The 12486-nt window shown below is 44.7% G+C and carries 13 protein-coding genes; 5 read left to right on the top strand and 8 right to left on the bottom strand.

Features of this window, described 5'->3' with window-relative positions:
• Positions 1 to 72 precede the first annotated feature (72 nt).
• Together H4I94_RS01800 and H4I94_RS01795 are read right to left on the bottom strand one after the other, a co-directional pair.
• Positions 73 to 1275 carry a TIGR03862 family flavoprotein gene (locus H4I94_RS01800; RefSeq protein WP_261181190.1) on the bottom strand — a complete coding sequence of 401 codons (1203 nt, stop codon included), beginning with the start codon at positions 1273 to 1275 and terminating at the stop codon, positions 73 to 75.
• Positions 1276 to 1282: 7 nt separating this feature from the next.
• Positions 1283 to 1957: a tRNA (guanine-N(7)-)-methyltransferase gene (locus H4I94_RS01795; protein WP_261181335.1), complete on the bottom strand. Its 675-nt coding sequence runs from the start codon at positions 1955 to 1957 to the stop codon at positions 1283 to 1285.
• Between the two features lie 84 nt (positions 1958 to 2041).
• Here H4I94_RS01795 and H4I94_RS01790 point away from each other — a divergent pair, with 84 nt between their 5' ends.
• A complete protein-coding gene (locus tag H4I94_RS01790; protein WP_092819125.1) occupies positions 2042 to 2227 on the top strand; it encodes a DNA gyrase inhibitor YacG in 186 nt (61 codons plus the stop codon).
• Positions 2228 to 2802: 575 nt separating this feature from the next.
• Complete coding sequence (locus H4I94_RS01785; protein ID WP_261181189.1) at positions 2803 to 2988, top strand: hypothetical protein; 186 nt, start codon at positions 2803 to 2805, stop codon at positions 2986 to 2988.
• A 42-nt stretch (positions 2989 to 3030) separates the two neighbouring features.
• On the opposite strand, the gene H4I94_RS01780 is transcribed toward H4I94_RS01785, so the two are convergent.
• From H4I94_RS01780 to H4I94_RS01760, 5 genes are all read right to left on the bottom strand, one after another.
• Positions 3031 to 3675 (bottom strand): MBL fold metallo-hydrolase, encoded by a 645-nt coding sequence (locus tag H4I94_RS01780; RefSeq protein WP_261181188.1) that lies wholly within the window; start codon positions 3673 to 3675, stop codon positions 3031 to 3033.
• Positions 3676 to 3696: 21 nt separating this feature from the next.
• Positions 3697 to 4710: a ferrochelatase gene (gene hemH / locus H4I94_RS01775; protein WP_261181187.1), complete on the bottom strand. Its 1014-nt coding sequence runs from the start codon at positions 4708 to 4710 to the stop codon at positions 3697 to 3699.
• 66 nt (positions 4711 to 4776) lie between these two features.
• Entirely contained in the window at positions 4777 to 5805 is a 1029-nt protein-coding gene (locus H4I94_RS01770) for a DUF4062 domain-containing protein (protein ID WP_261181185.1), read from the bottom strand.
• A 126-nt stretch (positions 5806 to 5931) separates the two neighbouring features.
• Complete coding sequence (gene murI / locus H4I94_RS01765) at positions 5932 to 6804, bottom strand: glutamate racemase (RefSeq protein WP_261181184.1); 873 nt, start codon at positions 6802 to 6804, stop codon at positions 5932 to 5934.
• Positions 6805 to 6852: 48 nt separating this feature from the next.
• On the bottom strand, positions 6853 to 7464 hold the full coding sequence (locus H4I94_RS01760) for a DUF1285 domain-containing protein (protein ID WP_092819131.1): 612 nt from the start codon (positions 7462 to 7464) through the stop codon (positions 6853 to 6855).
• Between the two features lie 184 nt (positions 7465 to 7648).
• Between H4I94_RS01760 and H4I94_RS01755 the strand changes: the two genes are divergently transcribed.
• Positions 7649 to 9361 (top strand): electron transfer flavoprotein-ubiquinone oxidoreductase, encoded by a 1713-nt coding sequence (locus H4I94_RS01755; protein ID WP_261181183.1) that lies wholly within the window; start codon positions 7649 to 7651, stop codon positions 9359 to 9361.
• A 144-nt stretch (positions 9362 to 9505) separates the two neighbouring features.
• Here H4I94_RS01755 and tusA read toward each other — a convergent pair whose 3' ends face one another.
• The gene (tusA, locus tag H4I94_RS01750; RefSeq protein ID WP_261181182.1) at positions 9506 to 9763 is read right to left on the bottom strand and encodes a sulfurtransferase TusA; all 258 of its coding nucleotides are present in this window, start codon (positions 9761 to 9763) and stop codon (positions 9506 to 9508) included.
• A 200-nt stretch (positions 9764 to 9963) separates the two neighbouring features.
• Between tusA and H4I94_RS01745 the strand changes: the two genes are divergently transcribed.
• Together H4I94_RS01745 and lnt are read left to right on the top strand one after the other, a co-directional pair.
• Entirely contained in the window at positions 9964 to 10803 is an 840-nt protein-coding gene (locus tag H4I94_RS01745; protein WP_092819134.1) for an HlyC/CorC family transporter, read from the top strand.
• Positions 10800 to 12359, top strand: coding sequence for an apolipoprotein N-acyltransferase (gene lnt, locus H4I94_RS01740; protein ID WP_261181181.1), 1560 nt, complete (start codon positions 10800 to 10802; stop codon positions 12357 to 12359). The genes H4I94_RS01745 and lnt overlap by 4 nt, the downstream gene beginning before the upstream one ends.
• The last annotated feature ends 127 nt before the right edge of the window (positions 12360 to 12486 follow it).

Raw genomic sequence — 12486 nt, 5'->3', positions numbered from 1 at the left:
TTTTTATCAAGATTGAGTATGCAAATTAGCATGCTTTAAATAGCAGTTCAAAACCGACCGCATGATGTACTGTTATTTTTGTGCAGCCAGATAGGCATGTACACCCTCACCTGCAGCACGACCTGTGGCAAAACAGGCCGTAAGCAAATAGCCTCCGGTCGGTGCATCCCAGTCCAGCATTTCGCCGCAACAAAATACATGCGGGTTGGACTTTAATTGCAGCTGCTCGGATAACACATCGCGTTTTACCCCACCGGCACAGCTAATCGCTTCTTCTATGGGGCGAAATCCCGTTAAAGCAATCGGTAGCTGTTTGATCTGCTGGGCCAAAGCCATTGGATCGCTCCATAGAGGTTTTGCAACCAGTTCACGCACCAGGCTGGCCTTCGCTGCATCCAGTCCCGCCTTACGCCAGACATTGCTCAACGACTGCTTTTTACCCGGCTGTAATTTTTTCGCCAATTGCTCCATGCTTTGCTCGGGAAGCAAATCCAGATACAGCTGCATGGCCTGACCATTTTTCACTTGCTGGCGCAGTGCACGCCCCTGCTTATAGACCAAGCCACTTTCCAGACCATAATGGGTAATCACAATATCACCCATGCTTTTGGCTTGACCCTCTACCCAGGCTTCGACACGTTTTAAAGGCTGGCCAAAGACCGGCTGCATAAACTTGGACCAGGTACGCTCCACCCCCGCATTGCTGGCCTGAAAGGCTTCAATTTCATGCGGAGACAGCCATTGCTGCCATGCGCCGTCACTGCCGAGTTGCGACCAAGATACTGCCCCACAAGCCATAATGATGGCATCAAAATCCTGTTCGCTGTCTTGCTGTGTGGTTAAATTCCGAATACACAGTTGCCGATCTTTTAAATTCACGACCTGATGACGATAGTGAAATATCACCCCCTGTTCAGCCAGACGTTTTAGCCAGGCACGCAGCAAAGGGGCAGCCTTCATTTCTACCGGGAACACCCGTCCTGAGGAGCCGATATAGGATGCAATCCCCAGACCCATCATCCATTGCTGAATCCATTGGGCATCCCATTTTTTTACCCAAGGGGCCAGCCATTCTGCCTGATCATAACGCTGAATAAACTGCGCAATAGGCTCGGCATGGGAAATATTTAGTCCGGTTTTACCCGCCATCAAAAACTTGCGTGCAGCAGACGGCTTTTGTTCATAGACATGAATCTCATAGCCATCTTGGCTCAAGACTTCTGCAGCCATTAACCCTGCGGGACCTGCCCCAATAATTGCAACACGCTTTTTCATAAACCACTCATTCAGCGTTTTTAATATCAGTTTCTGATGTTACAGCTTGAACCGGATTCTGGCCTTGCAAAGGCAGGAAATGATCAAAACGCGTGCTGTAGCCTTCCGGTTTGCTGATGATCAGTTGCTGGCACAACTCCCCGCGTTCCAGATACTTAATTTCAAAATGGGTACGTGCCGATGTGCCTGGAATCACTTCTTTGACAAAAGGCAATTTCCAGACTTCAATCAACTGCTGCTGTGCTTCTGCAATATATTCAGGAATGTTGCTGGCCAAAGTGACGGTACCACCCGGCTGTAAGCGTGACAGCAGAAATTCAAAAAATGGCATGTTTAACCAGCGCTGTGCCGGATTATGCGGTTCGGGATTTGGATAGAGAATAAAAAACTGCTGTACTTGAGCAGGCAACAAGGCATGCACAATCCACGGCATGGCATCGGCATGAATCGCCTGTAAATTCGTTTGTCCTTCCAGGACATGCTGTTTTTGCATGGCCAGATATTTTTCACGCGTGCGCTCAATGGCGATCAATTTTTTTTCAGGATGTTGAGCTGAAAACAGCAAGGCATGTTTACCTTTGCCGGCACCAATTTCCACACAAACGGGGTCCGGGCGAATCATTTGAAAATCACGAGGTGCATGCATACGCTGTGCTTGAAATTGACGAATTGGCATAATCAGATCAAACTAACAAAAATCCGCTCAAGTCTAGCAAGAGCGACTGTATTTGCCTAATTGAATCCTTATTTTTATTCGGAGAATAACATGCCGCGCACTTTTCCGTGTCCACGCTGTGGTAAACCCACTCACTGGGAAGGCAATGAATTTCGTCCTTTTTGTTCAGAACGTTGCAAAATGATTGATCTGGGAGCCTGGGCGAATGATGAATATAAACTGCCGACTCAAGATGCCCCCCAAGCAGATAACAGTGGCGAACAAGATGATTTTTAATCATCTTGCGTGATTCGCAGGAAAATTATCTACAGGTGGATAAAATGGATTGATTCACCTTAGTCAAATGGATTGGAAAGCATTTTCCTATATTCCAAACCTAAAAGAATAATACAAAAAATCAGAAGGAAACCAATCGCCGTGATGAGCATATCGTGGCTATAAATACCCAACCCCAAACATACCAACATGAGAATAGTAAATATAAACAGTGTTATTTTTGTAAATAGTAGCTTCACCAACCTACCCTCGAAAATTATAAATTATAAATTATAAATCACGTGATACACGTCCACTTTTTATACAGAAAAAGTCAACTTGTCTACAATTTTGTATTAAATTTATTCTTTTTTCTCTTCATTATGTAATTAAATCTATCTACAGAAATGATTAAAAACACTATCTTACAAATGTTAATTTTTTATTACTTATAGACAAAAAGAATAACCAGTAATCACTTTTTAAATTATAATAGCCCTACAAGAATAGCAATAAAATTTTTCTGAATAACTAAACATTTAAAAATAAGAATTTTGGCTATAACAGCCTTATAACGATAAAAAAAGGAGAACTCCATGGGTCTTTGGTGCTTAAAAGTTCTATTTTTTCTGTTTGTTGGCTTCAGTATTGTGGGGCTGATTTTTGGAATTTATACCCATGATGGCATTATTATTGCTATTGGCATCTTATTCATACTGGCAGCCATTATCATTGCACTGGAATTAAAACAGCTACGCAGTGGACCCTTTCACCGAGATTGATGCAATAATTCATCAATCTCTTACAGGAAAAACAAAAAAGAATTAACCCGCTTTACCTGCTACGAAGGGATTATGCTGTTTTTCAAAACCAATGGTACTTAAGGGACCATGACCGGAAATAAATTGTGTTTCATCCGGCAAACTAAAACATTCACGTTGAATGGAATCAAGCAGCTGCTGATGATTGCCGCGCGGGAAATCGGTCCGTCCAATAGAGCCTTTAAACAGTACATCGCCTGTCCATAACAGGCCATAGTTTTTGTTATAGAACATCACATGACCCGGCGTATGACCCGGAGCAAAACGAACTTCAAATTCTTCCTCTCCCAGCTTTAAAACTTCTCCACCTTCAAGCCATTGAGTCACCTCTACCTTTTCTGGAACAGGAAAACCATAACGTTGAGATACTTCCTGAATCATGTCGAGCCAGAAGGCATCTTCCTTGTGCGGACCAATTACCGGCACATTCCAGACCTTGCTTAAAGCACCTACCGCACCGGCATGATCCAGATGCCCATGGGTCAACCATAAGGCTTTTACTTTCAGCCCCAAAGCTTCCACCTCGGCTTTAAGTTTTTCCGCTTCACCGCCTGCATCAATCAAAATGGCTTCTTTAGATTCAGCATCCCAAACAATTGAACAGTTTTGCTGAAATGCCGTGACCGGCACAATTTTGACTTGCAGCATGATAATGAAACCTCGGAGAAATTAGTGAGCGAATGTTTGCTTTAATCCATCAAGATTAGCCCGAAGCAGTGTGCTGAGCAAGGCGATATGATCTGGACGACAATTTAAGGCCGGAATGTAGGCATATTTTCCACCACCTGCCGACTGGAACATTTCAGCATTTTGCAGCGCTAATTCTTCCAGGGTTTCCAGACAATCTGCGGAGAAAGCCGGACTCATCACCTGAACCGATTTCACCCCTTGCTTGCCCCATTCTTCCAGCAAGGCATCGGTATAGGGTTTTACCCACTCCTGTTTTCCAAAACGCGACTGGAAACTGATGGCCCATTGCTGCTCGGATAAGCCCAATGCATCTGCCAATAATTGTGCCGTGATACGGCAACGATCGGCATAAGGATCGCCTTTATCCGCATAAGGCTGAGGAATGCCGTGGAATGACATCAACAGTTTTTCTGACTGGCCATGTACGGCCTGATAGTCCCGGACACTTTGTGCCAGTGCCTGAATAAATGCGGGATGCTGATAATAATCACGAATGATGGACAGACCTGGCAAATTGCGCTGCGTCAAAATCCATTTTGCGAGGGCATCATATAAAGGTGCTGTTGAGGTGGCCGAATACTGCGGAAATAAAGGCAATAAAATAATGTGATCTGGAATATCCTGTGACAAGCGATTCAAGGCAGAATCAATGCCTGGATTGCCATAGGTCATGGCTGGAATGACATTGAGTTCAAATTCAGGATATTGTTCGGTTAATGTTTTTTTTACCTCAATGACTTGGTCCAACAAAATTTCACGCATGGGAGAATCGTTCTGCCACACCATTTCATAAGCATGGGCCACACGCTTGGGACGAAAAGGTAAAATAAACAGCCGTAAAATGATTTGCCAGATTGGCTTGGGGATTTCAATGACACGCTGATCAGACAGAAACTGCTTCAAAAAACGACGAACTGCAGGGGCCGTGGGTTGATCCGGCGTACCCAAATTGGCCAAAATAATCGTGACTTTTGTTTTAGCTGCAGAAGACATCAGACCTTTTTCCAATATAAATGAACTGCTTTACTTTAACAGCTTTCTGCACTTTCTTTATATGGATTAAAATGCAGATTTAAATTGAAAAACACGATCATTATCAAGCAAATTACTTTCAACTAGCTTTTGTCCCTTGAGGGTCAGCTGCCAGAGCATCCGTTGACGGTCATCCCGGCCTGACGGCACAATCCAGTCATTTTGACGCATTTGCAGCTTAATACTGTGTAAGGCACGAATATTAATTTGTGCACGGGCAACGGCATGGGCACGTGGCATTTCCATCCGGGCATCTGCCAGACCCGTATCATTCAAATAATCATTGATGCATTTGGAAAAATATTCTTCGGGTGTTGGATTGACAAACATGCTGCCCAAAATAGACAGGAGCTGAGCCCAGGTGAGTTTCTTCTGAATTTTCAGTTCTTTAAAGTTTCCATCCTGGTAGGCATGCATACGGTATTCAAATGAAAACAGTTCATTCATGGAAACTTTAGGTAAAGACAGGAACGGGTCTACTTCCCGTTTTCCAACTTCGGTTTCAAGCTGTTCAACTTTGGCTTTCAGTTGATCAATTTGATCATGTAAAGCCTGGGTGTTTTGCGGTCGAACCCATCCCGATACCGGATAGCGCTCCAACATTTGTGGCATGTTAAAACGTACGGCCATTTCCAGATCACGCAGGCTACGGTAAGTAAAAATCTGATCCACTTCTTGTTGTAATAATTTGCGGAATTCTAGAAATTTTTCGCGCAATTCAGGTTTTTGATCATGTAAAGACTCATCACGTGATGCAGGGTCTTCATGCATAAAGACAATAATCGGTTTCTGTTTGGTGACAGCATAAATATATTCCAGATGCATATAACCTACACCTGACACAGACTGTTCACCATACTGACTGCCTACCAGCAGGACCACATAATCGCAATCATCAATCTGACGACGTGCAAATGCAGTGCTTAATGGCGTTCGCTGTTCTAATCCCCAAGAAAAGAAACCCATGCCCACTAAAGTTTGAGCTAAAACGATGCGTTCCGGCTGCATTTCACTGCCAGAAGTAGAAATAAAAACCTGATAACGCTTATCGAGCATTGGTTATCCTCTTCCAATTGCTTATTACATCCTGACTGATACATCCTGAGCAGTCCGGATATAATTCAGCGACCCCAATATAAAAATTTTTTAATATATTTCAAAAGACTAGCCGCATTTGTTTATTTATTCAACACCAATATTATGAATATCCCAAGTCAAATCTTCTTGAATCAGGTACTGCAGCACAGTTTTTAAATTTTCTGCATTATTACCACTCACATAGCACTCGATGCGTAAGCCATTATTTTGTTCTTGCTCAAATAACAATTGATTTTTGATCAAAATACGGGCTGTTTGTCGCGCAACTGCCAGTCCAGAGTCAATTAATGTCAGTTTCTGACCAAATATAGACTGAATTGCAGATTTTAGGAAGGGATAATGTGTGCAACCTAAAACTAAATAATCGGCTCCCTGATCAACCACAGGTTGCAAAATTGCTTTTAAGGTCGCTAAACAGGCCTCACTCATCTGTGCGCCACTTTCCACAAAAGGCACCAAATCCAGACAGGTGACAGGAATAACCTGCACATTGGCGGGAATTGCAAAACGCTGGATCACATCTTTAATCAGCTGACCACGAAAGGTTGCAGGCGTGGCAAGCACAGCCACGGTTTTGGATTTAGTTTGCAAAACGGCCGGTTTCAGTGCCGGTACCAGACCGATAATAGGAAAATTTTCTCCATAATAATCACGTAAATAATCCAGACTGAATGCAGACGCGGTATTGCATGCAACAACTGCGACTTTACACCCCTTCCGATATAGCCACTCAATGGCATGCGCCGTAAGCTCACGAATTTCCTGATCTTTTCGTGGGCCATACGGTACATGTGCAGTATCGGCATAATAAACAATACGTTCTTTGGGCAAATGTCTGGCAATTTCTAGTGCGACAGACAAACCACCTATTCCAGAATCAAAAATCCCGATGGGTGCATCACCGTGTGCCTTAGGCATTGAATCGATTAAAGGATAAACAGGATGAATGGCTGTCATCGTTTCACTTTCAGCAGTTCAAGAAATCGGAAGATCAAAGCTTAAACCTCAGGTGCCCAATTGCAAGTAAAAATCGCCACTTTGTAAGCTTAAAATGGTTTCATTTTTGTCATTTTCAAGCAGCTGTCCCATTTCAATTAAATGAAAAAAAGCAGAACGTTGAATTAATGCATTGATGCCAAAACGCACGTGTACATAAGGACGCAATTCACTTTCATATTCACGCATAAAAATCGGATGCTGCTGATCCACAATCACGATATCCTGAGTGGTCGTGGTGAATTGGATATAAGTCTTTCCATCAATCTCGACCTGATCCACCTGATTGACAAATAAAGGCTCATCTTCTACTTCAATTTCAATCTGCTCAACCGGGGTCTTTAAGTAGAATTTGCCCTGTTCTTTCCAGAGCACGGTTGAGAACAGGTCAATCAGGGCTTGTCGTTTAATCAATTGACCTTCGTGCCACCATTCTCCATTGGCTTTTACCTTTAAATCCATTGTCCCACAATGCTTTGGGTTGAATTGATCCAATGGGGGTATTGACCTTTTGTGACCGGCCTGTGCATCTTTTAAGTATTGTGCAATGCCTTTTAAATTTTTATCATCGGGAATAGCTACTTTTTTCGTCGGATTTGGTGAATTATTTTGATTAATCATGACTAAAGACCCTGCTGACGGAAAAATAATATGATTCAGCCAATTGGCTAGATCGAGGTTTAAAACTATACTAGCCCACAATATAAAAGGCACGATATTAAAATTGTGTCTGGGCACACAGAATACTCATGGCAGCACCGGAATAATGACGGTTGCCACCTTCTAATCATATGAGGAATCCTACATGGAACACATCGAACGTGAATCGATGGAGTTTGACGTCGTCATCGTAGGTGCAGGACCGGCCGGTCTTTCTGCAGCGATCAAGATCCGTCAACTTGCAATTGAAAACAACCTGAACGATCTGTCGGTTTGTGTGGTGGAAAAAGGCTCTGAAGTCGGTGCGCATATCCTCTCCGGTGCAGTACTGGAACCACGTGCCATGAATGAGCTGTTCCCGAACTGGAAGGAAGAAGGTGCCCCTTTAAATGTGCCAGTAACCGAAGACAAGACCTATTTCCTGCTCTCGGATGAAAAATCACAGGAAGCCCCGCACTGGATGGTGCCTAAAACCATGCATAACGACGGCAACTATGTCATCTCGCTGGGCAACGTGGTGCGCTGGTTGGGCCAAAAAGCGGAAGAGCTGGAAGTGTCGATCTTCCCGGGCTTTGCCGCATCGGAAATTCTCTATCATGCAGATGGTTCGGTAAAAGGCATCCAGACCGGTGACATGGGCATTGGCAAGGATGGCGAACCGACACATAACTTCACTCCAGGCTATGAACTGCATGCCAAATACACCCTGTTTGCTGAAGGCTGCCGTGGCCACCTCGGCAAGCGTTTAATTGCCAAATACAACCTCGATAAAGATTCAGATCCGCAGCACTACGGGATCGGCATTAAGGAACTGTGGGAAATCGACCCGGCGAAACACAAGCCAGGTCTGGTAATGCACGGTGCTGGCTGGCCGTTAAATGAAACCGGTTCGTCAGGCGGCTGGTGGTTGTACCACGCTGAAAACAATCAGGTGACTTTGGGCATGATCGTCGATCTGTCCTATACCAACCCGCATATGTATCCATTTATGGAAATGCAGCGCTGGAAAACCCATCCACTGATCAAGCAGTATCTGGAAGGCGGCAAACGCATTTCTTATGGCGCGCGTGCCGTAACCAAAGGCGGCTTTAACTCGCTGCCGAAATTCACCTTCCCGGGCGGTAGCCTGATTGGTGATGATGCCGGCTTCCTTAACTTTGCCAAAATCAAGGGCTCACATACCGCAATGAAATCCGGCATGCTCTGCGGTGAAGCGGTATTTGAAGCGATTGCTGCAGGCGTGGCCAAAGGCGGTGACCTGGCCGTTGCGCGCGTGACGGAAGGCGAAGACTTCTTTGTAAAAGAACTGACTGCTTATACAGACAAGTTCAACAACAGCTGGCTGAAAGAAGAATTATATAATTCGCGTAACTTTGGCCCGGCCATGCACAAGTTTGGCCAGTGGCTCGGTGGTGCGTTTAACTTTATCGACCAAAACGTGTTTAAGGTGCCGTTTACCCTGCACGACCTGGTGACGGATTTCGGTGCACTGAAAACTGTCGATGCAGCAACCTTCAAGCCGAACTATCCAAAACCGGATGGCAAGCTGACCTTTGACCGTTTGTCTTCGGTGTTTGTATCCAACACTGTGCATGAAGAGAACCAGCCAGCGCATTTGAAGCTGACCGATGCCTCGATTCCGGTGAATGTCAACCTGCCAAAATGGGATGAACCGGCACAGCGTTACTGCCCGGCGGGAGTATACGAAATCATGGAAAATGATGACGGTTCGAAACGCTTCCAGATCAATGCAGCCAACTGTGTACACTGCAAGACCTGTGACATCAAGGATCCTTCACAGAACATCACCTGGGTAACGCCGGAAGGCGGCGGTGGTCCAAACTACCCGAATATGTAATGAGTCTCAGTTGAGAGATAAAATAAACCCGCTAAAAAGCGGGTTTATTTTTTAGAGATTGAAACACCTTAAAATTTAAGTCGTAAGTGATGAATCAATCTTTCAATCACACATCTCTAATCACGTATTTTAAATAAAAAATCATTAACCCTTCTTCACCAGATAATGAAACTCTTTATTGCCATTTTCATCTAAACGTTCTTCCTGCAATAACAGCTCATGTCCCAAATGCATGCAGAATTTCGGGATATCCCAAGAAGTTGAATTATCTGTTGCAAATACTTCCACCACATCGCCAGACTTGGATTTACGAATCGCCTGATGCAGCATCATCACCGGTTCAGGGCAACATAATCCACGGGTATTTAATTGAATGCTTGGAATGACAGAGGGTTCAGACATCAGAAAACTCAGGTTTAAAATCTGCGGTTATTTTAGCATAAACATAAAGGTCCGGTGATATGCTGCAAAATGAAGGAGATAGCCTGGTTTTCTGACCTAATTAACTCTGATTTAGATGAAGATTAGCGATAGACAACTGTATTTTCTACGGTATGATTAAAATTACATTTTTTAGATATTAAGCGTCTTTAGGAAAGATCATGCACGAGGAATCAGGCCCGTCGTGGGGCATGCGCGGCTTACGCAAATGGCTAAGTACAGCACCCGAAACTCGCGACGAACTGTTAAAATTAGTACAAGATTCACGTCGTTTTTTAGAACCCGATACTGTTGCCATGCTTGAAGGCGTGCTTGACCTTCCGGCAACCAAGATTCGTGAGGTCATGACCCCACGAACCGCCATGATCAGCTTGCAAGAAGATGATCAGCTGCTCGATATTCTGCATGTCCTGGTAGAATCTGCACATTCACGTTTTCCTGTTTTTTCATCTGATCAACCGGATAATGTCGTCGGCATTTTATTGGCCAAAGATCTGTTGCCTTTCCTGACCGAACCTACCTCCAAAGTAGATATTCGCGCCTTAATGCGCCAACCGCTGTTTGTGCCGGAAAGCGCCCGTTCCGATCAGGTCATGCGGATGTTGAAAAACACCCAGACCCATATTGCAGTGGTGATTGATGAATATGGCACGACTTCAGGTCTGGTCACTTTAGAAGATATTCTGGAAGAAATTGTCGGTGAAATTGAAGATGAACACGACAAGGTCGATGAAGAAGCCCAGTACATTATTCCCGATAACGATCCGCACACGGCGAATACCTGGCTGGTTCAGGCACTTACACCAATTGAACACTTTAACAATGTTTTAGATGCTGATTTTTCCGATGATGAAGTAGAAACTGTCGGCGGTTTATTGCTTCAAGAAATGGGTCTAGTCAGCGATTTACAAGGTCAAGTGATTGAACTTGAAAATTGGGAATTTACCATTTTAGAAGCAGATGCACGTACTATTCATCTGATTCGAGCTGTCCGTAAATGAGAACTTACTTTGATAAGCTGTTAAATTCATCTCAACAACACAAGCAGCTCCCTTTTATTTATCCCTTTTTAATTTCGCTTTTTTCAGGGGCCGTGTTCAGTTTTGCACTGGCACCTTATTATTACTGGTGGCTGGCCATATTGTCTCCAGCTTTGCTCTATGCTTCGCTGCGTAAACGCTCTGCTCCACAGGCTTTTTTCATTGGCTGGGCTTATGGCTTTGGCTTGTGGTTCGTCGGGGCCTTCTGGCTGTATACCTCAATCCATGTTTATGGGGATACCAGTGCTTTCTTAAGCGTACTGATGATTGCCTTCATGGCCTTGGTGATGGGGCTATTTACCGCGCTGCAAACCTGGATCTATCGGCGCTTTTTCCCAGAAACACCCCTGACTTTTGCACCGCTGTGGATATTCTTCGAGTGGGCCAAAACCTGGGTATTTACCGGTTTTCCCTGGCTATTTGTCGGTTATGCCTTTACCGAACGTTTCCTGGATAGCTATGCGCCCTTATTCGGTATTTTCGGTGTATCGTTTGTGGTGATTATACTGGCCTGTGCGCTGGTGGAAATTCTGAATAAGCGAGTGTTCTGGATCATCCCCTCAGCCATCTTGCTGCTGGGTGCCTGGGGAGCTTCTTATCTTCAATTTGTTGAAAAAAAAGCTGAAAAATCGCTTTCCGTTTCCCTGATTCAGGGCAATATTCCGCAAGACCTGAAATGGCTGACCGAATACCAGATCAAAACCTTGATGATCTATGCCAATCTAAGCCGAACCGAATGGGGACGGGATCTGATCGTCTGGCCGGAATCTTCCATTCCAATGTTCCAGACGGATATTGAACCGTTTTTAGATGCCATGAAAGTTCAGGCCAATAAAACCGGAACAGCATGGGTGACGGGTATCCCCTACTGGGATTTGAAAGAATCACAAATTGAACAACACCCGATGTACTACAACAGCATTATGGCAAGCGGTGATGAATCGAACGGCCTGTATAAAAAACAGCGTCTGGTTCCTTTTGGCGAATATGTGCCTTTATCTGGCTGGCTCAGCTGGGTATTGCCTGCATTGCAAAATGATCCGTCCATGAGCGGTTTTTCTCGCGGAGCGCGCGACCAGAAGCCGTTAAATGTGAAAAATCATGCACTGGGTGCGGCCATTTGCTATGAAGTGGCTTATCCCAACCTGACCCGTCGCAATGCCAGTCAAAGCGATTACCTGGTGACGGTGTCCAATGATGCTTGGTTTACTGGTACAGCGGGACCTTGGCAGCATTTGCAGATGGTACAGATGCGTGCCAAAGAAAATGGACGCTGGTTTATTCGTGCCACCAATACCGGGGTAACGGCATTTATCGATCATCACGGACATATTGTCAAACAGGCACCGACCGACCAAACTGCAATTCTTCGTGGTGAACTGCCTGCGATGCAGGGTGAAACCTTGTATATGCGCTTAAGTGATTGGCCAGTATTGATTATATCATTCTTGCTATTACTGCTGGGTTGGCGCTTCCGCCCACGCAAGGTGGATGTTTCGTTTAAATCACGGCGTTGAACTTCCATCTGAGCTCCCTTCTTCAAGAAGGGAGAAACAGTCCCCCTTTCGAAAAGGTGAGCAGTACACTGCGCAAGGAGGGGGATTAAATATTTTCACAAGCCACCACAAATCCCACCCAACCTCC

Source organism: Acinetobacter sp. T_3_1 (genome assembly GCF_025377055.1).
Classification (GTDB): domain Bacteria; phylum Pseudomonadota; class Gammaproteobacteria; order Pseudomonadales; family Moraxellaceae; genus Acinetobacter; species Acinetobacter kookii.
Note: the sequence above shows the minus strand (reverse complement) of the source record. Positions and strands in the feature narration are given on the sequence as shown.